General features: G+C 68.2%; 23 protein-coding genes. 9 read left to right on the top strand and 14 right to left on the bottom strand.

Annotation, left to right across the window (positions count from 1 at the left end):
* From V5F84_RS02210 to V5F84_RS02200, 3 genes are all read right to left on the bottom strand, one after another.
* Positions 1-408 carry a DoxX family protein gene (locus tag V5F84_RS02210; RefSeq protein WP_394043218.1) on the bottom strand — a complete coding sequence of 136 codons (408 nt, stop codon included), beginning with the start codon at positions 406-408 and terminating at the stop codon, positions 1-3.
* A 102-nt stretch (positions 409-510) separates the two neighbouring features.
* Positions 511-1,575 (bottom strand): AbrB family protein, encoded by a 1,065-nt coding sequence (locus tag V5F84_RS02205; protein WP_394043217.1) that lies wholly within the window; start codon positions 1,573-1,575, stop codon positions 511-513.
* 19 nt (positions 1,576-1,594) lie between these two features.
* Complete coding sequence (locus V5F84_RS02200; protein WP_394043216.1) at positions 1,595-2,833, bottom strand: pyridoxal phosphate-dependent aminotransferase; 1,239 nt, start codon at positions 2,831-2,833, stop codon at positions 1,595-1,597.
* Positions 2,834-3,139: 306 nt separating this feature from the next.
* Here V5F84_RS02200 and V5F84_RS02195 point away from each other — a divergent pair, with 306 nt between their 5' ends.
* A complete protein-coding gene (locus tag V5F84_RS02195; protein ID WP_394043215.1) occupies positions 3,140-3,730 on the top strand; it encodes a malonic semialdehyde reductase in 591 nt (196 codons plus the stop codon).
* Between the two features lie 226 nt (positions 3,731-3,956).
* Here the strand turns inward: V5F84_RS02195 and V5F84_RS02190 are convergent, their stop codons facing one another.
* Both V5F84_RS02190 and V5F84_RS02185 read right to left on the bottom strand, forming a co-directional pair.
* Positions 3,957-4,553: a D-glycero-alpha-D-manno-heptose-1,7-bisphosphate 7-phosphatase gene (locus V5F84_RS02190; RefSeq protein ID WP_394043214.1), complete on the bottom strand. Its 597-nt coding sequence runs from the start codon at positions 4,551-4,553 to the stop codon at positions 3,957-3,959.
* A gap of 2 nt (positions 4,554-4,555) precedes the next feature.
* Positions 4,556-4,990 (bottom strand): GlcG/HbpS family heme-binding protein, encoded by a 435-nt coding sequence (locus tag V5F84_RS02185; protein WP_394043213.1) that lies wholly within the window; start codon positions 4,988-4,990, stop codon positions 4,556-4,558.
* A 167-nt stretch (positions 4,991-5,157) separates the two neighbouring features.
* Here V5F84_RS02185 and V5F84_RS02180 point away from each other — a divergent pair, with 167 nt between their 5' ends.
* Together V5F84_RS02180 and V5F84_RS02175 are read left to right on the top strand one after the other, a co-directional pair.
* Positions 5,158-5,673 (top strand): universal stress protein, encoded by a 516-nt coding sequence (locus tag V5F84_RS02180; protein WP_394043212.1) that lies wholly within the window; start codon positions 5,158-5,160, stop codon positions 5,671-5,673.
* A gap of 54 nt (positions 5,674-5,727) precedes the next feature.
* Positions 5,728-7,746: a SpoIIE family protein phosphatase gene (locus tag V5F84_RS02175; RefSeq protein WP_394043211.1), complete on the top strand. Its 2,019-nt coding sequence runs from the start codon at positions 5,728-5,730 to the stop codon at positions 7,744-7,746.
* Positions 7,747-7,772: 26 nt separating this feature from the next.
* On the opposite strand, the gene V5F84_RS02170 is transcribed toward V5F84_RS02175, so the two are convergent.
* The 3 genes from V5F84_RS02170 to V5F84_RS02160 form a co-directional block, all read right to left on the bottom strand.
* Positions 7,773-8,687, bottom strand: coding sequence for a Rossmann-fold NAD(P)-binding domain-containing protein (locus V5F84_RS02170; RefSeq protein ID WP_394043210.1), 915 nt, complete (start codon positions 8,685-8,687; stop codon positions 7,773-7,775).
* Positions 8,688-8,762: 75 nt separating this feature from the next.
* The gene (gene queG, locus V5F84_RS02165) at positions 8,763-9,887 is read right to left on the bottom strand and encodes a tRNA epoxyqueuosine(34) reductase QueG (protein ID WP_394043209.1); all 1,125 of its coding nucleotides are present in this window, start codon (positions 9,885-9,887) and stop codon (positions 8,763-8,765) included.
* Between the two features lie 80 nt (positions 9,888-9,967).
* Positions 9,968-10,657, bottom strand: a complete 690-nt coding sequence (locus tag V5F84_RS02160; protein WP_348845773.1) for a glutathione S-transferase family protein — start codon at positions 10,655-10,657, stop codon at positions 9,968-9,970.
* A 244-nt stretch (positions 10,658-10,901) separates the two neighbouring features.
* Here V5F84_RS02160 and V5F84_RS02155 point away from each other — a divergent pair, with 244 nt between their 5' ends.
* Positions 10,902-11,708, top strand: a complete 807-nt coding sequence (locus tag V5F84_RS02155; protein WP_394043208.1) for an undecaprenyl-diphosphate phosphatase — start codon at positions 10,902-10,904, stop codon at positions 11,706-11,708.
* A gap of 16 nt (positions 11,709-11,724) precedes the next feature.
* On the opposite strand, the gene V5F84_RS02150 is transcribed toward V5F84_RS02155, so the two are convergent.
* Positions 11,725-11,934 carry a DUF1674 domain-containing protein gene (locus tag V5F84_RS02150; protein ID WP_394043207.1) on the bottom strand — a complete coding sequence of 70 codons (210 nt, stop codon included), beginning with the start codon at positions 11,932-11,934 and terminating at the stop codon, positions 11,725-11,727.
* A 133-nt stretch (positions 11,935-12,067) separates the two neighbouring features.
* On the opposite strand from V5F84_RS02150, the gene secB reads away from it, so the two are divergent.
* The gene (gene secB / locus V5F84_RS02145) at positions 12,068-12,550 is read left to right on the top strand and encodes a protein-export chaperone SecB (protein WP_394043206.1); all 483 of its coding nucleotides are present in this window, start codon (positions 12,068-12,070) and stop codon (positions 12,548-12,550) included.
* Positions 12,551-12,717: 167 nt separating this feature from the next.
* On the opposite strand, the gene dnaQ is transcribed toward secB, so the two are convergent.
* The 5 genes from dnaQ to V5F84_RS02120 are packed head-to-tail and all read right to left on the bottom strand — an operon-like array spanning position 12,718 to position 16,422.
* Positions 12,718-13,452 (bottom strand): DNA polymerase III subunit epsilon, encoded by a 735-nt coding sequence (gene dnaQ / locus V5F84_RS02140; protein WP_394043205.1) that lies wholly within the window; start codon positions 13,450-13,452, stop codon positions 12,718-12,720.
* Positions 13,453-13,464: 12 nt separating this feature from the next.
* A complete protein-coding gene (gene coaE, locus V5F84_RS02135) occupies positions 13,465-14,073 on the bottom strand; it encodes a dephospho-CoA kinase (protein ID WP_394043204.1) in 609 nt (202 codons plus the stop codon).
* Positions 14,074-14,076: 3 nt separating this feature from the next.
* Entirely contained in the window at positions 14,077-14,925 is an 849-nt protein-coding gene (locus tag V5F84_RS02130) for a shikimate dehydrogenase (protein WP_394043203.1), read from the bottom strand.
* On the bottom strand, positions 14,922-15,536 hold the full coding sequence (locus tag V5F84_RS02125; protein ID WP_394043202.1) for a Maf family protein: 615 nt from the start codon (positions 15,534-15,536) through the stop codon (positions 14,922-14,924). Before V5F84_RS02125 ends, V5F84_RS02130 begins: the two co-directional genes overlap by 4 nt.
* Before the next feature lie 16 nt (positions 15,537-15,552).
* Entirely contained in the window at positions 15,553-16,422 is an 870-nt protein-coding gene (locus V5F84_RS02120; RefSeq protein WP_394043201.1) for a pyruvate, water dikinase regulatory protein, read from the bottom strand.
* Between the two features lie 326 nt (positions 16,423-16,748).
* Between V5F84_RS02120 and hemE the strand changes: the two genes are divergently transcribed.
* The 4 genes from hemE (at position 16,749) to V5F84_RS02100 (ending at position 21,441) form a co-directional block, all read left to right on the top strand.
* Positions 16,749-17,795 carry a uroporphyrinogen decarboxylase gene (hemE, locus tag V5F84_RS02115; RefSeq protein ID WP_394043200.1) on the top strand — a complete coding sequence of 349 codons (1,047 nt, stop codon included), beginning with the start codon at positions 16,749-16,751 and terminating at the stop codon, positions 17,793-17,795.
* A gap of 45 nt (positions 17,796-17,840) precedes the next feature.
* A complete protein-coding gene (hemJ, locus tag V5F84_RS02110) occupies positions 17,841-18,266 on the top strand; it encodes a protoporphyrinogen oxidase HemJ (protein ID WP_394043199.1) in 426 nt (141 codons plus the stop codon).
* A gap of 246 nt (positions 18,267-18,512) precedes the next feature.
* Positions 18,513-19,778: a transcription termination factor Rho gene (rho, locus tag V5F84_RS02105; RefSeq protein ID WP_348845784.1), complete on the top strand. Its 1,266-nt coding sequence runs from the start codon at positions 18,513-18,515 to the stop codon at positions 19,776-19,778.
* Positions 19,779-19,944: 166 nt separating this feature from the next.
* Complete coding sequence (locus tag V5F84_RS02100) at positions 19,945-21,441, top strand: glycosyltransferase (protein ID WP_394043198.1); 1,497 nt, start codon at positions 19,945-19,947, stop codon at positions 21,439-21,441.
* The last annotated feature ends 114 nt before the right edge of the window (positions 21,442-21,555 follow it).

The raw sequence follows: 21,555 nt of genomic DNA, 5'->3' as shown, positions 1-21,555 counted from the left end.
TCACGCCTTGCGGCCGGAGAGCGAGAAGGCGCCGGCGCCGGACACGAAATAGAACATGGTGCCGCCGACGATGGCGGCATTCTTGAGGAAATGGATCTGCTGCCCGGCGGCCGCCGCCGGGTCCGCCACATCCCAGAAGCGATGCGCGATCAGCGCCGTCACCACCACGAAGCCGCCGGTGAGAAAGGCGGTGAGGCGCGGCACCACGCCCAGCACCAGCAGGATCGGCAGGCCGATTTCCGTCGCCGCCGCCGCGATCGCCATCAGGTCCGGCGATGGCACGCCGAGCGCGCCGAGATATTGCGCCGTTCCGCCAAGATTGGTCGCCTTGCGGATGCCCGAGGGCAGAAACAGCGCCGCCATCAGCAGGCGGCCGACCAGCAAGGCAAGATCGTCGATACGGTTCATGAGTGCCCCTCCGGCATGTCCAGACGTATCGGCACTCTTTGGGCCGCGCGCCCGGCACAAGGCAACACGGCCCGGCTCACGATGCGGTGACCGTGCGCGCGCCTATTTCCGATCGTGCTGGCGGCGGATCGTGAACAGCAGATGGGCGGCGAGGGGCAGGAACACCGAAATGCCGGCGAAGCGGAACAGGTGATGTGCGCTCATGAAGGCCGGGTCATAGCCCATGGCGAAGCCGAGCACGGTCATGGTCTCCAGCGCGCCGGGCGAAAACGCCGTGATGAGCTTGCCGGGGTCGTCATGGGTCAGCTGCGCCGCCAGCAGCGCGCACGCCACCGACACCACCAGCGCCACGGCGAACGCGCCGAGCGAGGCGAACAGGCACGAGCGCAGGGTCGCCCGGTCGGTGCCCTGGAACCGCGCGCCCACCCCCGCGCCGAGCACCACATAGCTCGGAATCAGCAGGATCGGCGGCACGAAGGCATGGGAAAAGCCGAAGCCGTGCAGCAGCGCGCTGCCGGTCATGGCGCCCACGAGCATGCCGCCCGGCACCCGCAGCCGGTTGAAGGCAACCCCGGTCGCGAGGCTCACCGCCAGCAGGATCGCCACATCGGGCAGGGAGGAAAGCGGCACCGCCGCCGGCGCGCCGGAGGGATGGCCCACCCGGCCCATCACATGGGGCAGGGCCGCCACCAGAAGGAACAGCCGCATGGCCTGGGAGAAGGCCACCTTGCGCATGTCGGCGGGCGTGGTCGCGGCCATGGCCACCACGGTGCTGAGCGCGCCCGGCGCGGAGGCATAGAAGGCCGATTGCGCATCCCACCGCGCCACCCGCACCAGGAACGCCATGCTGCCGGCCATCACGCCCACCACGCTGACCGCGAGCAGGGCCATGGAAATCGGCCAGGTGGCGGCATGGGTCAGCATGTCCGGCGACATGGCGGTGCCCATGGAGGCGCCGAGCACCAGGAAGCCGACGAACCGCACCGGCGTGGGCACTTCCAGCCGCGCGCCGCACAGAGCGAGCGCGGTGGTGGCGATCAGCGCGCCCGACATCCAGGCCGCCGGCAGACCGAGGCGGAAGAACACCAGACCTCCCAGCGCGCCGCTGGCGAGGGTGATGAGGCTCGCCACCAGGAACGCCCAGCGCGGCGGAAGATTGAGGGTCATGAGACGATGCCTGAACGCTTCACCGGCCCGGGGGGCGGGCCTCCAGCCAACGCACCAGCCGGTCTGCGGCGGTACGCAACTGCTCTTCACCGCGGGCATAGCACAGCCGCATGAAGCCTTCACCACCCGCGCCGAAGGCGGTGCCGGGGGCAAGGCCCACATTCGCCTCGTCCACCAGCCGCAGGCCGAGGGTGCGCACGTCGCGTTCCCCTTCGATGCCGAAGAACAGGTAGAAGGCGCCGTCCGGCTTCACGAGGTCCACCTTTCCGGTGGCCAGCAGCGCGTCGGCCACCAGATCGCGCCCGCGATGGGCGCGGGCGATCTGCGCGGCGACGAACGGCTCGCCCTGCGTCAGCGCCGCCACCGCGCCGCGCTGCATGAAGGCGGCGACGCCGGAGGTGGAATATTGGATCAGGTTCTCGATCACCTGCCCGAGCGCCGCCGGCGCCTCGATCCAGCCGATGCGCCAGCCGGTCATGGCCCAGTTCTTCGAGAAGGTCTGGACGAACAGGATATGGTCGTCGGCGTCCATGACATCGTGGAAGGACGGGGAGCGCACGCCCTCGCCATAATGGAAGCGGCCGTAGATCTCGTCGGCGACGATCCAGAGCCCATGCCGGCGGGCGAGCGCCAGCACGGCCTTGAGATCCTCCAGCGAGGCAACGAAGCCGGTGGGGTTGGCGGGGGAATTGAGGAAGATGGCGCGGGTGCGCGGCGTCACCGCTTCGGCGAGGCGCGCATGGTCCAGCGCGAAGCCCTGCGGGCCGTAGGAGAAGGGCACATAGACCGGGTGCGCGCCGGCCTTGAGCGCCGCCGCCGCCGCATTGGGCCAGGTGGGCGAGGGGATGATCACCTCGTCGCCCGCGCCGAGCGCCAGGGCGAAGGCGATCTGGATCGCCTGCATGCCCGAGCCGGTGACGAAGACGCGCTCGGGATCTGAAGGCACGCCATAGAGGCCGGCGATATAAGCGGCGATCGCCGCGCGCAGCTCCGGCAGGCCGCGCTGCCAGGTGTAGAAGGTTTCGCCGGCATGGAGCGCCTGCGCCGCCGCCTCGCAGATGAAGGCGGGGGTCTGGATATCGCCCTCCCCGGCCCAGAGCGGCACGATGCCGTCGCGGTTTCGCCCGTAATTCATCACTTCGACGATGCCACTCTCGGGCAGGGCGCGCACATGGGCGCGCACCGCCTCCAGCAGGGGATCGGCGGCGGAAGCGGCGGGCTGGGAGGCGGGGGGTGATGCGGAAGCGGAAGCGGTCATGGGGACAACCTGGGCGCAAGCCTTCGGGCGCGACGGCGCGGTGGGAGGCGCCCTTGGCAAGGACGCGGTGGAGGCGCCTCTTCGAGCCAGGGGACGCGGGGGACGCGGTGGGAGAGCGGCGACCATAGCCGTGTTCGGCCGCCAGCACCCATCAAATGCCGTGACCGATCAATCAGCATTCTTGATGCGTGGTTTGCATCCTTGCAAAGGACCATTGCAAGGCGACCCCCTATCCATGTTCGCGCCGCAAGCCTAAGTCGAAGCCATCCCGGGCCGGCGGCCCGGCCTCCTCCATACGGTGATGCCATGAGCTACACGATTGATCAGGCCGCTTTGGACACTCTGTTCCTGAAGGCGCGCTCGCAGAACGGCTGGACCGACCAGGGCGTCAGCGAAGCCGAGCTGCGCGCGCTCTACGACCTCGCCATCTATGGGCCGACCTCGGCCAACACCCAGCCCGCGCGCATCCTGTTCCTGGCGTCCGAGGAAGCCAAGGCGCGGCTGAAGCCGGCCCTCTCCGAAGGCAATCTCAAGGCGCTCGCCGCGCCGGTCATCGCCATCATCGCCTACGATCTGGAATTCTACGAGAAGATCCCCCAGCTGTTCCCCCATGCGCCGGGCTTCAAGGATCTGTTCGTGAACAATCCCGGCATGGTCGAACCCCACGCTTTCCGCAACTCTTCGCTGCAAGGCGCCTATTTCATCCTCGCCGCCCGCGCGGTGGGCCTGGACGTCGGCCCCATGTCGGGCTTCGACGCGGCCAAGCTGGATGCGGAATTCTTCCCGGACGGAAAGGTGAAGAGCAATTTCATCGCCGCCCTCGGCCATGGCGACCCCTCGAAGGTCATGCCGCGCCTGCCGCGCCTGCCGTTCGAGGAAGGCGCCAAGATCCTCTGAGCGACGGACCGCTCCCGCCCCATCGCTCCCTCATCGCAGAGGCGCCTTCGCGGAGGCGCCTCTTGCACGAGTCGCCCACAAAAAACCGGCTTGCCGAACGCAGGCGCGCATTCGGGCGAACAGGCGGTTTCATCGCCCGAAAAGGCGGCGTGATCGCTCACGGATCCGCCGTTCGTCCGCGGCAGGCGAATGTTTCACGTGAAACATTCTGCCGAAAACCCAGGGTTTACAGGGCCTCCCGGCCGGCCCCGCCCCCCCTCGCCCCGCCTTGGGACGGAATTTTCCCTTCCATCCCGCCGATAATTTCGCGGACGAGTTCGTCGAGATTCCCCCCCGCATAGAAATGGCCCGGCAGCCCGGCGCGCCGGGCCGCTTCCATGTCGGTCTCCTTGTCGCCGATCAGGAAGGAGCGGGCCCGCTCCACCGGCCATTCTGCGAGCGCGCGCAGGATCATGCCGGGATTGGGCTTGCGGTCGAAATGGTCGAGGGCATATTCCGCGACGCTGCCGTCCGGGTGGAACGGCGCGAGATAGAAGCGGTCCACATGCCCGCCGTGGCGGGACAGTGCTTCCGCCAGCGCTGCGTTGAACGCCTGCGCCTGCTCCAGCGTATAGAGCCCGCGCGCGATGCCCGACTGGTTGGTGACCACGAACACCAGATAGCCGGCCGCATTCAGCCGCGCCACCGCTTCCCCCGCGCCCGGCATCAGGCGCAGGTCCGCCGGGCGGAAGGCATAGCCGATATCGACGTTCAGCACCCCGTCCCGATCCAGGAACGCGGCGGGACGCAAGGCTTGCGCCCGCGCCCCGGTATCGTCGTCCATGCTCAGTCCTGGCCGGGATCGGCGCGGAAGCTCGCCGCCTCGATGCCGGCGACGGCGCAGGCCTCGTCATTGTCCGAGGTGTCGCCGGAAACGCCGACCACGCCGCAGATGGCGCCCGCCCCATCGCGAATCAGCACGCCGCCCGGCACCGGGATGAGGTCCCCCACCACTTCGCCGGCGGCGGCGATGAAGAAGGGCTGCTCCTTGGCGCGGCGGAACAGGGAGCGCGAGCCCATGCCCAGCGCCAGCGCCCCGCGCGCCTTGCCGATGGCGATCTCGCCGCGCTTCAGGCTGGTGCCGTCCTGGGCCGCGAACGCCTTCAGCGCCCCGCGCCCGTCCAGCACCACGATCGCCAGCGGGCTCAGATTCTGGGCGACTGCCTGGCGCAGCGCCGTGGAGAGGATGGTCTGGGCCTGGTCGAGGGTCAAAACCGACATGCGCGTCTCCCGTGCCGCCCCGTGCGACGCGAGAGAAGTATTACAAGCCCGGCCGCAGGGAAAGACGGGCGGGGAAAGACACCGAGGCGGTTGCGCGGGCGCGGTTTTTTGTCGATGGCAGGGGCCGCGCGTGGCAGCATCGCGGCGCGGCGGGCGAGGGCCGGATCATGCATCCCATCACCAACACCAATCCCAAGCGGCAGATCAACGAACCGGGGCACCGCCGCAAGTTCCTGGTGGTGATCGACGAGACCCCGGAATGCGACCGCGCGGTCTATTATGCCAGCCGCCGCGCCGCCCGCACCGCCGCCGGCGTGGTGATGCTGGGCATCCTGGACCTGGAGGGCGCGCGCCAGCAATGGCTCGGCATCGCCGATTTGATGCGCGCGGAAGCCACCGAGGCCATGCAGGCCCATCTCGACGATTATGCCGCTCGCGCCCGCCAGCTCGCCGGCATCGAGGCCGAAACGGTGATCCGCGAGGGCGGCAAGAGCGCCGCCTTGCTGGACCTGATCGGCGAGGACCGCGATATCGCCATCCTCGTGCTCGCCGCCGGAACCGGATCGGACGGGCCGGGGCCGCTGGTCGCCGCCGCCGCCGGGCCGCATGCGGCGCGCTTTCCGATCCCCGTGACGATCGTGCCCGGCGCCCTCTCGGACGAGGAGCTGGACGCCCTCGCCTGAGGCGGGCGAACGGCGCGCGGACGGCCGCACGGGATCAACGGAGGGGGACGGGCGTTGGAATTGTTCGAGGCGCAAAGGCCGGCCACGCTGGAGAGCATCTCCTGGATCCGCAAGGCGTTGCGGCGCCAGCTGGCGCAATTGCGCATCGGCGCCGACATCAGCGACGAGGTGGTGCTGGCGCTGGTGGAACTCGCCACCAATGCCGTGCAGCACGCCCGCCCGCCGGCGCGCACGCTCACCGTGCGGGTGCGGCTGGAAGGCATCGTGCTGACCCTGGACCTGGAGGACGACGGCGGCCCGTTCCGCGGCTTCGCGGCGGCCTGGGAGGCGGCGAGCCTCACCCGCGTCGCGCCCGAGGCGGAATCCGGGCGCGGCCTGCCGCTGGCCCGGCATTTCCTCGACCAGGCGAGCTACGACCCCGGCCCACCCAACCGCTTGCGCCTGCGCCGCCAATTGGCGCGCCGGCGGCCGCAGGTGCTGGTGGTGGAGGACGAGGAACTGCTCCTGGAGACCTATCTCGGCCTCCTGGAGCCCCATTATCGTGTGATCGCCGCCCGCGACCTGCGCAGCGCGCTGGCCCTGGCGCGCGAAACCAAGGTGGACCTGATCCTCACGGACTTTCATCTCGGCGCGGAGCCGGGCACCGCCCTCGTGGCGGCGCTGGAGGAGGACCGCGACCGGCCGCCCATCCCCATCGTCATGATCACGGCGGATTCCACCGTGCGCACCCGCGCCCTGGAACTGGGCATCGACACCTTTCTTACCAAGCCGGTGACGCCGGAAGCCCTGCTGGAAACCATCCAGCTCGCGCTCACCCGCGCGCTGCGCCAGCGGCTGCGGCTGTTCCGCTATTTCGGCACCACGCTCGGCCAATTGGTGCAGCCCAACCTGCCGCAGGCGCTCGGCCCGTTCGCGCTGGCGCTGCTGCACGAGACCGCCGACATCGGCGGCGGCGACCTCGTGGTGCACCTGCCGCGCCCGGGGCGCGAGCGCATCGTGATGGTGGATGTGATGGGCCATGGCATCGACGCCAAGGCCGGCGCCATCGCCCATGCCGCCATGGTGCGCGCGCTGGATCTCGACCCCGGCCTCTCACCCGGGCAATTCCTGGCCCGCTGGTCGGACCTGATCTTCGGCGAGCCGGCCTTCGATGCCGCCATCGCCACCGCTTTGGTGGTGGACCTGCTGGCGGACGGGACGATCGAGATCGCCTCCGCCGGGCACCCCCATCCCATGATCCTCACGGCGGATTCGGCGCGGGCGGTGACCTGCGAAGGGCCGCTGCTCGGATTTGCCGACCGCCCGCGCTACGAGGATCTGCGCCTGGCCCTCGCGCCGGGGGAGCGCCTCCTGCTCGCGACCGACGGGCTCGACCCGGCGGAACTCGCGAGCGGCGGCAGCTGCCCGGACTGGTTGGTAGGCGAGGTGCAGAGCCGCGCCGCCCTGCCCTTGCCGGCCGCCGCCGGCCGCACCGCCGCGCGCATCTCCGCCCGCCTCGGCCCCGATCCGCAGGACGATTGGATGCTGATCCTGCTGGAGCGCAGCGACACCGCCGGCGCCGAGATCGCGCAAGCGCCGGCGGATGCCGTCGATCCGGACCCGCACCGCGATGCCACGCCCGTCGCCGCCGCTGAGGCCGGTTCGGCCGAAAATCCCGCCGCCCCGCACGCTGATCTTCCCGCGCCCGAACCCGTCCCGCCGCCGATTTCCCTCGATCGCCCAAGGGCGGCGGATGCGGACGGGCTCGACCTCTCCGGCGTCGCGGCGCTGCGCCACGCGGTGAGCCCGGCCGCGTTCCAGTCCCTCGCCGAGCGGTTCGTGGAAAATGCCGCGCGCCGGTTCGAAGCCTGGGACGCATTGGTCGCGGCAGGGGACGCGGCCGCGCTGCGGCGCGAAGCCCATGCGCTCGCCGGCCTGCTCGGCCAGTTCGGCCTTGCCGGCGCCGCCGACCTTGCCCGCCAGGTGGAGCACGCCGCCGACGACGCCGCGCAACTCGGCCCGGCGCGCGCGCTTTCCCTTCAGGGGCCGCACCAGCTGGAAAAGCTGAAATCCTGGCTGGCGCAGCATCCATAGCGCCACGAAAGGTCGGCGATTTCAGGCTATTTCTGGTCGCGCCCTTCGCCGGCGGCATAGAGCGCGGCGAGGCCCTGGCGATAGGTGGGATAGGTCAGGGTCACGCCCAGCTCGTGCTTCAGCCGGCCGTTGGCGACCCGCTTGTTGGCCGCCCAGAAGGACAGCGCCATGGGCGTCATGTCCCGCGCCGCCTCATCGAAGGGGATCGCCGGCGGCGGGTCCACCCCCAGCAATGTCGCGGCGGCGAGAATCGGCTCGCCCGGCGCGGTGGGCAGATCGTCGGTGACGTTCACCACGCCGTTGAACCGCCGCTTCACCGCCGCGCGGATGCTGGCGCCGATATCGTCCACATGGATGCGGTTGAACACCTGCTCCGGCTTGTCGATGCGCCGGGCTTCCCCGCGCGCCACCTGCACCAAGGCGTTGCGGCCGGGCCCATAGATGCCGGCGAGGCGCAGGATCGCGACCGGCACATCGCGCGCGCCACCGAAGCGCAGCCATTCCGCCTCCGCCGCAAGGCGCCGTTCCAGGCGCAGCGAACCCGGCTTCGGCTTGGTGCGCTCATCCACCCAGGCGCCCTTGTGGTCGCCATAGACCCCGAGCGTCGTGAGATAGACGACCGACCGCAGATGGGCATTCGCCATCAGCGCCGCGCGGCCCGCCGCGAGAACCGGATCCCCCGCCTCGCCCGGCGGGGCCGAAAGCAGCAGCACATTGGCCGTGCGCAGCGCCTGTTCGAGATTGGCCGAGAGGTGCACGCCGTCGAACGGCAGGCCCGCGACGGGAAGGCCGGGCCGCGCCAGCGCGGCGAGCGCCTGCGCGCCTTCGCGCGTGCGGCTGGTGCCGATCACGCGTGAGAACGGCACGGTTTCGCGCGCCAGAAGGGCGCGCCCGCAATATCCCAATCCCACCGCCAGCAGCGTGCTCATGCCATCGGTCATGACGCAGCCGCGCGCTTCCGGCAAGGGCCAAAGCGGCCGTTGCGCCGGAACGCCCCCGACTCACCCGCCCCCCACTCAGGGGAGAGCGGCGTCCCATTCCGCCCGCACCGCGTCGTCGGGATCGGGCGCGCGCGATGCCGCGAGCCGCGCGAACTCCGCCGGCGGCATCAGGCGCGAGAGCGCCCACACGGCCGCCCCGCGCACCAGCGGCGCGTCATCCGCCAGCAAAGGCAGGATCTGCGGCACGAATGCGGGATGGTTCGAATTGCCCATGGCGATCAGAACATTGCGCACCATGCGCACGCGCCCGGTGCGCTTGATGGGGCTTTTCGCGAACCGGGAGCGGAACCCCCCGTCGTCCAGCGCGACCAGCTCCGCCAGGGCGGGGGCGCGATTTTCCGCCCGCGCGGCGAGCTTCATCTCGCGCCCGGCTTCGGCGAACTTGTTCCAGGGACAGGCGGCGAGGCAATCGTCGCAGCCATAGATGCGGTTGCCCATGAGCGGGCGCAGGTCGCGCGGGATCGGCCCGGCATGCTCGATGGTGAGATAGGAAATGCAGCGCCGGGCATCGATGCGATAGGGCGCGGGGAAGGCCGCCGTCGGGCAGGCGTCGAGGCAGGCGCGGCAGCGTCCGCAATGATCGTCTTCCGGCGCATCCGCCGGCAGGTCGAGCGTGGTGGCGATGGCGCCGAGGAACAGCCAGGAGCCGCGCGCCCGCGACACCAGATTGGTGTGCTTGCCCTGCCAGCCGAGCCCCGCCGCCTGGGCGAGGGGCTTTTCCATCAGCGGCGCGGTATCCACGAACACCTTCACGTCGCCGCTGCCGGCTTTTGCGAGCAGCGCGCGGGCGATGCGCTTGAGCTTCGCCTTGATCAGCTCGTGATAATCCTCGCCCCGCGCATAGACCGAGATCACCCCGCCCGTGCGCTGGGCCAAGGCGGCACGCGGGTCCTCGTCCGGCCCATAATTGAGGCCCAGCATGACGATCGTGCGCACTTCGCCCCATAGGGTGCGCGCATCCGCGCGGCGATCCAGGGTCTCGGCCATCCAGCCCATGTCGCCATGGTTTCCCTCGGCCACCCATTGGCGCAGGCGCGGCCCGGCGGCGGAGGCGGAGGCGGCCTCGGGATCGGCGATGCCGAAGGCGTCGAACCCCTCGGCAAGGGCGAGCGCGTGCAGATGCGCCTTGAGGGCGGCCATATCCGGCGGTGTCTCCACCGCCGTCGACGCCCTCTCCCCCGCACGCGGGAGAGGGGGATTTTCACGCACCGCCGGCCCGCTCAGAAATCCAGGTCCGCATAGGTGCTGGAGGCCGGCATTCCCGGAATGGAATCGTTCAGCAGGCCGCGAAAGGTCGGGCGCGATTTCAGCCGCGCGTACCAGGCCTTCGCGTCCTCGTCCTCGTCCCACGGCACGTCGCCCAGATAATCGGCCACCGAGAGATGGGCCGCGGCGGCAAGGTCCGCATGGCTCATGCGCTCGCCGGCCAGCCAATTGCGGCCTTTCGCCAGCCAGCCGATATATTTGAGATGGTAGCGCAGATTGGTGCGCGCCGCACGCAGCGCCTGGGCATCGGGCGGGCCGCCGCCCTGGTCGGATTTCATATAGCGCTTGTAGATGCGCTCGCGCACCAGATGCTCGGTGCTCTCCAGGAACAGCTTGTCGTTGAACCAGGCCACGAGGCGCCGCACTTCCACGCGCCCGGCCGGGTCTTCCGGCAGCAGGCGGCGGTCTGCGAGGGCAAGGCCGCGCGTCTCGTCGAGATATTCCGCGATGATGCTGGCGCCGGGAACGGAAGGGGCCTGCTGCTCCACCATCACCGGCGTTTCGCCGGCGGGGTTCAGCGCCAGGAATTCCGGCCGGCGTTCCCACACGCGCACTTCCACCAGCTCCGGCTCGATGCCGTATTCGGCAAGCAGGAGGCGCACGAAACGCGAATGAGGGCAGAAAGGATGATGGTGCAGATGCATGTCTGGGGGATTTCGCCGCTGCGGCTGATCCCCGGTCTAGAGCGGTTCTCGCAGTGCCGCAAGACCGAATGGACGGGCGCGCTGTGGCAATAGGGCCACATGGTGAACCAAACCAAGCGCCTGACCCAACGTCCGCGTCCGCGCCGGCGGATGCTTTTGCATTGCACCGATTAAGCGAAAATTTCAGGATGCCGCCGCTTCATGGCCCCTGGCCATTTCCCCTTCACGCCCGGACTCCCGCGCCATGACCCTCGGCACCATGCTCGAAGCCCTGCTCCTCGGCCTCCTGGAAGGGTTCACCGAATTCATCCCCGTCTCGTCGACCGCCCATTTGCTGCTGGCCGGGCATTTCCTTGGCTTCGAGAGCACCGGCAAGACGTTCGAGGTGCTGATCCAGCTCGGCGCGGTGCTGGCGATCCTCACGGTCTATTTCCAGCGGTTCCTCAAGGTGGCGCTGGCGCTGCCCACCAGCCCCGGCGCGCGGCGTTTCGTGCTCGGCGTGCTGATCGCCTTCCTGCCGGCGGCGGTGATCGGCGCCGCGCTGCACGGCTTCATCAAGGCGGTGCTGTTTGAAAGCCCGATGCTGATCTGCTTCACGCTGATCTTCGGCGGCATCGTGCTGCTGTTCGTGGACCGCATCGTGCCGGAGCCGCGCTATAACAACGCCATGGGCTTCCCGCCTTTGCTGGCGCTGAAGATCGGCTTCTTCCAGTGCCTGGCCATGATCCCCGGCATGTCGCGCTCCGGCTCGACCATCGTCGGCGCCATGCTGATGGGCGTGGACAAGCGGGCGGCGGCGGAATTCTCCTTCTTCCTCGCCCTGCCCACCATGTTCGGCGCGTTCGTCTATGACCTCTACAAGAACCGCTCCCTCCTGTCGTTGGACGATGGGCTGCTGATCCTCATCGGCTTCGTCGCGGCCTTCTGCGCCGCCGTCCTGGTGGTGCGCTCGCTGCTCGATTTCGTCTCCCGCCACGGCTATGCGGTGTTCGGCTGGTGGCGGATCATCGTGGGCGTTGCGGGCCTGATCGGCCTCGCCATCGTGCACTGAGGGAGCGCTCGCCCCGTCAGAAGTCGGAGGCGATGCCGCCGACTTCCCAATCCCCGTAGCGCACGGGCTCGGTGCCGCCGCGCCCGTTCAGTTCCTTCGGCATGGATTTCGCCACCGCGTCGATCGCCGCGCGCCGTTCCGCCGCCTCGGCCAAGGCGCGCTGCGCCGCCGGGGAAAGGGGCTTGCCGGGCGCTGCCGCCGGCGCGCGAATTTCGGTTTCGCTCATGCTGGTCTTCCTCCTGTCATAAGCGGGGCTGCCGATGGTGCATCCCCGCTGGCGTCCTTGCCCCTGGTCCTGAGGCATGCTAGCGACCCGCCACCTCGCATGGGGACGAGGACCAGCCTCAAGGGAGACGAGCATGGCGACTCAAAATGGCAGCCCGGCGGACAATGTGGCGCCTTCGCTCAATGTCCTCGCACAATATATCAAGGATCTCTCGTTCGAGAATCCCAACGCTCCGAATTCCCTGGCGAGCCCTGCCGGCCAGCCGGACGTGAGCGTCCAGATCAACGTCAACGCCCGCCCGCTCGCGAACAATGAGTTCGAAGTCGAGCTGAAGGTGGATGGCAAGGCCTCGGTCCAGGGCAACACCATGTTCGCCTTCGACCTGACCTATGGCGGCATCTTCCGCATCCAGGGCATTCCCGAGCAGAGCCTCCAGCCGGTGGTGCTCATCGAGTGCCCGCGCCTGCTGTTCCCCTTCGCCCGCCAGATCGTGGCGGACGCGGTGCGCAACGGCGGCTTCCCGCCCCTGATGATCGATCCCGTGGACTTCGCCAGCCTCTATCAGCAGCGCATGATGGCGGAAGCCCAGCGCTTCCAGCCGGTCGGCCAGGCCTGAGGATTTCCGCGCAGGGTGCGGGCTTTCGCTGATCGCGGCGGCGCCCCTCGCCCCAACCCTCTCCCCGGCGGGGAGAGGGAGCGCGAATTCACCTCTCCCCGCCGGGGAGAGGTCGGCCGTGCAACGGACGGGTGAGGGGGTTCGCGCACTGCCGCAGACCCAGAGCTTCAGCCCCGCGCGGCCTCTTCGGCCCGGACTTCGTCCACGAGATATTGCGCCCAAAGCGCCTTGTCGCCCATCTGTTCGATGAAGGCGCGATGGATGTCGCGCTCCTCCTGGCTGAGGCGCGGCGCCAGCGGCACCGGACGGGCGCGGGCGGCAATCACCGTATCGGCCACCAGGCGCGGCGCGGCATTGCCGCTTTCCTCCACCAGCCCGACCAGCATCGCCTGCCGGCCGCCCAGCAGTTCGCTGTAAACTTCCGCCAGCAGCTCGGCATCCAGCAAGGCGCCGTGCTTGACGCGGCGCGAACTGTCGATGCCGTAGCGGTTCATCAGCACGTCGAGGCTGTTCTGGGCGCCGGGATGCTTGCGGCGGGCCAGGGCCAGCGTGTCGATCACCCGGTCGCGGGCGATGACCGGCCGCCCGGAACGCGTCAGTTCCGCATTCAGGAAGCCGATGTCGAACGCCGCATTGTGGATCACCAGCGTGTCGTCGGCGATGAAGTCCAGGAACGCGTCCGCCACCTCGGCGAATTTCGGCTTGTCGGACAGGAAGTCGGCGGACAGGCCGTGGACGTTGAACGCCTCCACCGGCATGTCGCGTTCCGGATTGATATAGACGTGGAACACCGTGCCCGTGAGGATGCGGTTGACCATTTCCACGCAGCCGATTTCCACCAGCCGGTCGTCCTTATTGGCGTCGAGGCCGGTGGTTTCGGTGTCGAGGACGATTTCCCGCATGGTCTTTTCCGCTCAATTCCCGGCCTGACGCCGCCGGCCCGGCCCGCTCAGCGCGCGCACGATGCCGCGCACCTGATGCCGGGCGCTCTCGAACCCGCGCCCCGTATCGATCAGGAAATGGGCGCGGGTGCGCTTGAGCGAATCGGGCAGCTGCTTGGCCAGGATGGCGGCAAAACGCTCGCCCGTCATGCCCACGCGCTCCAGCACCCGCCGCTTTTGCACCGCTGGCGGCGCGCTCACCACGGCCACGGCATCCACGCGCCGGTCCCCGCCGGTCTCGAACAGCAGGGGAATGTCCAGCACCACCAGCCGCGCGCCGGCGGCCCGCGCCTCGTCGAGAAACGCCATCTCCTGCGCCCGCACCAGGGGATGGACGATGGCTTCCAGCCGCTTCATGGCCTCGCCATCGCCCAGCACGCGGGCGGACAGGGCCGGGCGATCGATGGCCCCGTCCTTCGTCACGCCGGGAAAGGCGGCTTCCACCGGCGCCACGGCCGCGCCGCGATAAAGCGCATGGACGGCCGCATCGGCGTCATAGACCGGCACGCCTTCGGCGCGGAACAGGCGCGCGGTGGCGGATTTTCCCATGCCGATGGAGCCCGTGAGCCCGAGAATCCACATGGATCAGGCCTCCAGCTGGCCCTTGGCGCGCAAGTCGGCGACGATCAGCGCGCGCAGCGACGCATCGACGTCCGGCCGCACGCCGAACCAGCGCTCGAAGCCGGGCACGCCCTGGTGCAGCAGCATGCCGAGCCCATCCACGATGCGATGGCCGCGCGCCCGCGCCGCCTTCAGCAAGGGCGTCTCCAGCGGCACATAAACCGCGTCCGTCACCACCGCCTCGGCCTTCAGGGGCGAAAAATCGAGTTCGAGCGGCGGATGGCCCTTCATGCCGAGCGAAGTGGTATTCACCAACAAAGCCGCATCCGCCAAGGGCGCGGCGATCTCGCCGAGGCCGATCGGCACCACGCGCGGGCCGAACTGGTCCGCCAGCGCCTGCGCGCGCTCCACGGTGCGATTGGCGAGCCAGAGCTTTTCCACGCCGCGCGACAACAGGCCATAGACGATGGCCCGCGAGGCACCGCCCGCGCCGAGCACCAGCACCGGGCCGCCCGTGCGGTCCCAGCCCGGCGCCCCGGCATCGAGATTGGCCAAGAAGCCGTAGACGTCGGTATTGCCGCCGTGGAGCCGCCCGTCCTCGATCCACAGCGTATTCACCGCCCCGAGCGCGCGGGCGGTCTCGTCCGCCTCGGCGACGGCGCGGAAGGCGATTTCCTTATTGGGCGCGGTCACATTGCCGCCCGCATAGCCGCGCGCGGCGAAGTTCGCGTAGAAGGCCGCGGCTTCCTCCGGCGGCACGTCCTCGCGGCCGTAGGTGCCGGAGAGACCGTGCTTTTCCAGCCAATAGCCATGCAGCATGGGCGAGCGGGAATAGGCCACGGGATGGCCGCTGATGCACAGGGTCACGCTCACAGCAAAACGCCCTCGTCGCGCAGGAATCCCAGCAGCGGCAGCAGCGGCAGGCCGAGAATGGTGAAATGGTCCCCGTCGATGGCCTCGAACAGGTTCACGCCCAGCCCTTCCAGCTGATAGCCGCCGACGCTGGTGAGCACCGCCGGTCCGGCAGCGTCGAGATAGGCGTCGAGCGCGGTATCGGAGAGGGGACGCATGGCCAGCCGCGCCGTTTGAACCGTCTCGAACACCACCTCCTCGGCCTGCACCACCGCCACGGCGGAATGCAGGGCATGGGTGCGGCCGGCAAGGCGGGAGAGCTGGGCGCGCGCCCGCGCGCGGTCCTTCGGCTTGTGAAACACCTCACCCGCCAGGGCTAGGGTCTGGTCGGCGCCCACCACAAGGCGGTCCGCGCCGACCCGTCGCGCGCCCGCGAACGCCTTGGCGCGGGCGAGCATGCGGGCGACATCGTCCGGCCCGGCCTCGCAGGCCTGGGCCGAGGCTTCGATGGCGCGTTCGTCCACATCGCCGTCCACCAGGTCCACCGGCAGGCCCGCCGCCTCCAGCAAGGCGCGCCGGGTGGCGCTGCGCGAGGCGAGCGCGAGGGGATTGGGGTCGCGCCAGAGGCTCATGGCCGGGTCCGTCCGCTCAGGTTTCCACGATCGCACGCCGGCGGCGCTCGGAGAGATGGCCGATGATGGCGGCCGCCGTCTCCTCGATGGAGCGGCGCGACACGTCGATCAGCGGCCAGCCGTGGCGCGCGCACAGCCGGCGCGAGAGGGCGAGTTCCTCGGATACCGCCTCGCGGTCCACATAAGCGGTGTTCGGCGTGGCGGCATTCAGCCCCAGAAGGCGGTTCTGGCGGATTTCCACGATCCGTTCCGCGCTGGCGACGAGGCCGACGATGAGCGGCTTCTTCAGCCGCTCCAGGCCGGGGGGAAGCGGCACATTGGGCACGAGGGGAATATTGGCGGTCTTGATGCCGCGATTGGCGAGATAGATCGAGGTCGGCGTCTTTGACGTGCGCGACACGCCGAGCAGCACCACGTCCGCCAGCTCCAGATCGTCGGTCATATGGCCGTCGTCGTGCATGACGGTGAAATTGAGCGCGTCGATGCGCTTGAAATAGGTGGCATCCAGTGCGTGCTGCCCGCCGACGCGCGGCTGCGGCTCGCCGCCGAGATAGGATTGGAACATCTGCACCACCGGCGCCAGCACCGAGAGGAACGGCACCCCGAGTTCCCGGCAGCGCTCTTTCAGCCGTTCGCGGACTTCCTTGTCCACCAGCGTGTAGAGCACGATGCCGGGATTGTTCTCGATGTCGATCAAGACGCGCTCGAGCTGCTTCATGGAGCGCACGAGCGGATAGACGTGCTCGATCGGCAGCACATTGGCATATTGGGCGCAGGCGGCGCGGCCCACATTGATCAGCGTCTCGCCGGTGGCGTCCGACACGAGATGCAGATGGAAATAGCTTTCGTTGGGAACGCGCGGTGCCGTCACGTCATATCCTGCCATTTATCCACCGGCCTGTGGACGGTCGGTGCAGAAACGCACGCCCTTCGGGGTCATGCAAGGCCGGCGAAAGAGTCATGGGCATCGTCGTCCACAATTGAACCCCTCGGGACTGACTCAAAGGCACCCTCTGTGGGCTTGTGGGGAAATCTCCCGATGGGCGGCGATTTACCTTTTGTTAACGATTGTTGGCCGGCTCACCGGGACGGGTGCGCGGACGTGTCAGCCTGTGGACCGGTTGTCGACGGCGCTGCGAATAGTTAATCAACCGTTAAGACGTAAAAGACTCATCTCTTAAATAAGATTCCTTTTTAGATAGTTGGAGCGGGATGACGAACAGCGCGGCGCAGCCTTCCCCCTTTCTCGCCGTGCTCGATGGCGTGCCCCAGGCGATCCCTCCGCTCTGGATGATGCGGCAGGCCGGGCGCTATCTGCCCGAGTATCGCGCCGTGCGGGCCACGGCCGGCGATTTCCTCACCCTGTGCTACACGCCCAAGCTCGCCGCCGAAGTGACGCTTCAGCCGATCCGGCGCTTCGCCTTCGATGCGGCGATCATCTTTTCCGACATCCTGGTCATTCCCCATGCGCTCGGGGTGGACGTGCGCTTCGAGGCGGGCGAGGGGCCGCGCCTGGAGCCGGTGACGAGCGGCACGGGCGTGGCGGCACTGCGCAGTGCGCTCGACCCGGATCGCGTCCAGCCGGTCTACGAGGCGCTTTCGCTGGTGAAAGCGGCCCTGCCCGCTGAAACCGCGCTGATCGGCTTCTGCGGGGCGCCCTGGACGGTTGCGACCTATATGGTGGCCGGGCAGGGCACCGACGACCAGGGGCCGGCGCGTTTGCTCGCCCTGCGCGATCCCGACCTGTTCCAGTCGCTCATCGACGTACTGGTGGAGATGTCCATCGCCCATCTCAACGGGCAGATTTCCGCCGGCGCGGATGCGGTGCAGATTTTCGACACCTGGTCCGGCGTGCTCGACCCGGCCTCGTTCGAGCGCTGGTGCGCCAAGCCCCTGGCGCGGATCGTTGAAGGGGTGCGGGCGGTGCATCCCGGCGCGCGGATCATTTCGTTCCCCAAGGGCGCGACCATGGAGGCGCTGGAAAAGCTCGCCGCCCTCGGGCTCAACGGTATCGGGCTCGACTGGAGCGCGGATCGCCGCGTTGCGCGGACGAGGCTTGGGGATAAAGTGGCGCTCCAGGGCAATCTGGACCCGCTGCGGCTGATCGCCGGAGGGGCGCAGCTGGACGAGGAAATCTTCAATATCCGCAAGGATTTTCAGGGCGCGCGCCACATCTTCAACCTGGGCCACGGAATCAAGCCGGAGACCCCCCTCGCGCATGTGGAAAACCTTGTGGAAAAGGTGCGGACAAGCCTGTGATCATCCGGTGCGCGACGATGCGTGCCGCCGAGGGCGGAAGCTGACATGCTCTATCTCTGGATCAAGGCGCTGCACGTGATGGCGGTCATCTCCTGGATGGCTTCGCTGTTCTATCTGCCGCGCCTGTTCGTCTATCATTGCGACGCGCCGAAGGGCTCGGCGCAATCGGAGACGTTCAAGGTCATGGAACGCCGCCTGCTGAAGGCGATTTCCAATCCGGCCATGATCGTGACCTGGCTCGCGGGCGGTTTCCTGATCTATGAGGGCGGCTGGATTTCCTCGCCCTGGCTGCATGCCAAGCTGGTTCTGGTGCTGGCCCTGTCCGCTTTCCACGGGGAATGCGCGAAATGGACGAGGGCGTTCGCCGAGGACCGCAACACCAAAAGCGCCAGATTCTTTCGTATCGCCAACGAGGTGCCGACGGTTCTGATGATCGGCATCGTGATCCTGGTGATCCTTAAGCCCTTTTGATGAGCCGGCGGGCCGCGACAGGGCTTGCATAAAGGCCCGCGATTCCGGTATTGTTCTTTCGCTTTCCTAAACGCAGGCAGCGCGCGTTTCGTTTTTACGGCCACGTCATGGGGCCGATACGGAACGTCAGGTGAGATCCCGGTATCCCGGTGTTTCCTGAAGATCTGCGATTCCCCGCCCCTTCCATCTGCCCGGCTTTGGTTCACGAAGCCGCCGGCCCAATTCAAGATTTCGAGGCTTTCCCATATGCGGGAAGTGAAACTCCAGGATCTCAAGTCCAAAACCCCCGTCGAACTGCTCGCCTTCGCTGAAGAAAACGAGGTCGAAAACGCGAGCACCCTGCGCAAGCAGGAGCTGATGTTCGCGATTTTGAAACAACTCGCTGCCAGCGAAACCGAGATCATCGGCGAGGGCGTCGTCGAAGTGCTCCAGGACGGCTTCGGCTTCCTGCGCTCGCCCGACGCCAATTATCTGCCCGGCCCGGACGACATCTATGTCTCCCCCTCCCAGATCCGCCGCTTCGGCCTGCGGACTGGCGACACGGTCAACGGCCAGATCCGCAGCCCCAAGGAGGGCGAACGCTATTTCGCGCTTCTCAAGGTCAATACGATCAATTTCGAAGACCCCGAGAAGACCCGGCACAAGATCAATTTCGACAATCTGACGCCGCTTTATCCCGACGAACGCCTGAAGCTGGAATTCGAGGATTCGTCCAAGAAGGATTATTCGGCGCGCATCATCGACATCGTCTCGCCCATCGGCAAAGGCCAGCGCGGGCTGATCGTCGCGCCGCCGCGCACCGGCAAGACGGTGCTGCTGCAGAATATCGCCAAGTCCATCACCGCCAATCATCCCGAGTGCTTCCTGATCGTGCTGCTCATCGACGAGCGGCCGGAGGAAGTCACGGACATGCAGCGCTCGGTGAAGGGCGAGGTCATCTCCTCCACCTTCGACGAGCCGGCCTCGCGCCACGTGCAGGTCGCCGAAATGGTGATCGAGAAGGCCAAGCGCCTCGTGGAGCATGGCCGCGACGTGGTAATCCTGCTGGATTCCATCACCCGCCTCGGCCGCGCCTACAACACCGTGGTCCCCTCCTCCGGCAAGGTGCTGACCGGCGGCGTGGACGCCAACGCCCTCCAGCGGCCCAAGCGCTTCTTCGGCGCGGCGCGCAACATCGAGGAAGGCGGATCACTCACCATCATCGCGACGGCGCTCATCGACACCGGCTCGCGCATGGACGAAGTGATCTTCGAAGAGTTCAAGGGCACGGGCAATTCGGAAGTCATCCTGGACCGCAAGGTGTCCGACAAGCGGGTGTTCCCCGCCATCGACATCACGCGCTCCGGCACCCGCAAGGAAGAACTTCTGGTTCCCGCCGACGTGCTCAAGAAGATGTACGTCCTGCGGCGCATCCTCAACCCCATGGGAACGGTGGACGCCATCGAATTCCTCATGGACAAGCTGCGGCAGACCAAGACCAACCAGGATTTCTTCGATTCCATGAACACCTGATCGGGAAATTTTCCGAGGAAACCGAAAATCAGCCGCACCCGTTGCGGCTGATTTTTTTTGTCCAACGCCGCATCGACCGCGCATGGATTTATCCCGATCCGTGCGCATGATGGCGCGGCGATCTGGCGCCGGGGGCGGCACGTCGATCATGGGGATTGGAAGTGCGATGCGCGATCCGGGCGGCCAGCGGGACGAGGCGCGGCATCAGGCCGGCGTGCGACGGGTGCTGCTGGACACCTCATTCATAAAACCGGATCCCGCACCGCTCGGCATCCACCGGGTGCTCACCCAATATGCCGATCACGGCGCACGCTTCGCCGCGCGGGCGGGGGTCGGGTTCGAGCTGGTGGAATGCGCTGCGGACGGCGGTTTCGTGCGCCGGCTGGACCCGCTGGTGGGCACCGCGCCCGCGCCGGCCGCGCCGGCTCCCGCGGCGCGCATCGCCCTTCGCGCCGGCCTTGAAGGGCTGCGCTACGTCAGCCATGTCCTGTCGACGGGAAGCCGGTTTGCGGCGAGCCTGATCCCGGCGGCGCCGCTGAAGCGGGGCAGCGCGGCCTTTTCACGGACCATGGACGGTCTCGTTCCGGCAATGCGCGCCGCGCTTGCACCGGTGCCGGCGCGCGGCGCGGCGATCGACTTCGCACCGGGCGACGTGCTGTTCTGCGCCGGTTTCTGGCACGAGATGGATTTCAGCGCCTATCGGCGCGCGGCCGCCGCCGGGGCGCGGATCGTGTTTCTCGTCCACGACATCCTGCCGGCGCTGATGCCGACCTTCTATCAATATCCCTGGCGCCTGAGATTCCAGCGCGCCCTGGTGCAGGCCGTGGAGACGGGCGGACATTTCTATGCGGTCTCCGGGCAAAGCCTGGAGGATCTGCGCGATTTCGCGCACTGGTACGGAAAGAGCGTGAGCGGCGCGATCGCCTATAATGGCTTTGATCCCACGGACGGGCAGGGCGCGCTTGCGACCGCCGCGCTGAGCGATGCGCATCGCGCCGTGCTGGCCCGGCGCCCGTGGCTGATGGTGGGCACGGTGGAGCCCAAGAAGGGCCACGGCGATGCGGTGGCGGCGTTCGAGCGGCTCTGGGGGGAAGGCTATGAGCGGCCCCTCGTGATCATCGGCCGTCGCGGCTGGATGAGCGAGGACATGCTGGAGATCATCTGCGGCTCGCCCTGGTATGGCCAGCGGCTGTTCTGGCATCAGGACCTGGGCGACGCCGAAGTGGCCGCGCATTATTCCGGCGCCCATGCCCTGCTGTTTGCCTCCCTGGCCGAGGGGTTCGGCCTGCCGCCCCTGGAAGCGGCGACGCGCGGGCTGCCCGTGCTGGCGCGCGACATTGCGGTGGTCCGCGAGGTGCTGGGCCCGGCGGGGCGGTATTTTTCAAGCAGGCGCGACATGCCGGAGGCGATCCGCGCCCTTGAGGATGCTGCGATCTATGCTGCATCGCAGCATCGCATCTCGAACCTCACCTGGTATTCCTGGCCGGCGGTGGTGGACCAGGTGATGGCCGATCTTCTGCGACCCGCATCGGCGCATGCGCAGGGAGGGGACCTTCTCGCCTCGGTGCCCCGGATGCCGGTGCGTCGAGAGAGGCCGGCTCCGGACAAGCTCGCCGGCGAAGAAAATGGGGCTTCCGCCGGCGCGCCGGAAAATGCGCGCTAAAGGCGCATTTACAACCATAATTCGCGAAAAAGTTGATCGAACCAGAAGGCCGCTGGCGGCAAAATCGGACGTCGGACGGTACTTTCCTCGTCCGAACAAAAACGGCCGCCCAGC

Source organism: Roseixanthobacter liquoris (genome assembly GCF_043195135.2).
Taxonomy (GTDB): Bacteria; Pseudomonadota; Alphaproteobacteria; order Rhizobiales; family Xanthobacteraceae; genus NCEH01.
Note: the sequence above shows the minus strand (reverse complement) of the source record. Positions and strands in the feature narration are given on the sequence as shown.

What these genes read in the sequence shown, in the direction of transcription:
- V5F84_RS02210 (WP_394043218.1), bottom strand. Translation starts at nt 408, where the DNA reads ATGAACCGTATCGACGATCTTGCCTTGCTGGTCGGCCGCCTGCTGATG.
- V5F84_RS02205 (WP_394043217.1), bottom strand. Translation starts at nt 1,575, where the DNA reads ATGACCCTCAATCTTCCGCCGCGCTGGGCGTTCCTGGTGGCGAGCCTC.
- V5F84_RS02200 (WP_394043216.1), bottom strand. Translation starts at nt 2,833, where the DNA reads ATGACCGCTTCCGCTTCCGCATCACCCCCCGCCTCCCAGCCCGCCGCT.
- V5F84_RS02195 (WP_394043215.1), top strand. Translation starts at nt 3,140, where the DNA reads ATGAGCTACACGATTGATCAGGCCGCTTTGGACACTCTGTTCCTGAAG.
- V5F84_RS02190 (WP_394043214.1), bottom strand. Translation starts at nt 4,553, where the DNA reads ATGGACGACGATACCGGGGCGCGGGCGCAAGCCTTGCGTCCCGCCGCG.
- V5F84_RS02185 (WP_394043213.1), bottom strand. Translation starts at nt 4,990, where the DNA reads ATGTCGGTTTTGACCCTCGACCAGGCCCAGACCATCCTCTCCACGGCG.
- V5F84_RS02180 (WP_394043212.1), top strand. Translation starts at nt 5,158, where the DNA reads ATGCATCCCATCACCAACACCAATCCCAAGCGGCAGATCAACGAACCG.
- V5F84_RS02170 (WP_394043210.1), bottom strand. Translation starts at nt 8,687, where the DNA reads ATGACCGATGGCATGAGCACGCTGCTGGCGGTGGGATTGGGATATTGC.
- queG (WP_394043209.1), bottom strand. Translation starts at nt 9,887, where the DNA reads ATGGCCGCCCTCAAGGCGCATCTGCACGCGCTCGCCCTTGCCGAGGGG.
- V5F84_RS02160 (WP_348845773.1), bottom strand. Translation starts at nt 10,657, where the DNA reads ATGCATCTGCACCATCATCCTTTCTGCCCTCATTCGCGTTTCGTGCGC.
- V5F84_RS02155 (WP_394043208.1), top strand. Translation starts at nt 10,902, where the DNA reads ATGACCCTCGGCACCATGCTCGAAGCCCTGCTCCTCGGCCTCCTGGAA.
- V5F84_RS02150 (WP_394043207.1), bottom strand. Translation starts at nt 11,934, where the DNA reads ATGAGCGAAACCGAAATTCGCGCGCCGGCGGCAGCGCCCGGCAAGCCC.
- secB (WP_394043206.1), top strand. Translation starts at nt 12,068, where the DNA reads ATGGCGACTCAAAATGGCAGCCCGGCGGACAATGTGGCGCCTTCGCTC.
- dnaQ (WP_394043205.1), bottom strand. Translation starts at nt 13,452, where the DNA reads ATGCGGGAAATCGTCCTCGACACCGAAACCACCGGCCTCGACGCCAAT.
- coaE (WP_394043204.1), bottom strand. Translation starts at nt 14,073, where the DNA reads ATGTGGATTCTCGGGCTCACGGGCTCCATCGGCATGGGAAAATCCGCC.
- V5F84_RS02125 (WP_394043202.1), bottom strand. Translation starts at nt 15,536, where the DNA reads ATGAGCCTCTGGCGCGACCCCAATCCCCTCGCGCTCGCCTCGCGCAGC.
- V5F84_RS02120 (WP_394043201.1), bottom strand. Translation starts at nt 16,422, where the DNA reads ATGGCAGGATATGACGTGACGGCACCGCGCGTTCCCAACGAAAGCTAT.
- hemE (WP_394043200.1), top strand. Translation starts at nt 16,749, where the DNA reads ATGACGAACAGCGCGGCGCAGCCTTCCCCCTTTCTCGCCGTGCTCGAT.
- hemJ (WP_394043199.1), top strand. Translation starts at nt 17,841, where the DNA reads ATGCTCTATCTCTGGATCAAGGCGCTGCACGTGATGGCGGTCATCTCC.
- rho (WP_348845784.1), top strand. Translation starts at nt 18,513, where the DNA reads ATGCGGGAAGTGAAACTCCAGGATCTCAAGTCCAAAACCCCCGTCGAA.
- V5F84_RS02100 (WP_394043198.1), top strand. Translation starts at nt 19,945, where the DNA reads ATGCGCGATCCGGGCGGCCAGCGGGACGAGGCGCGGCATCAGGCCGGC.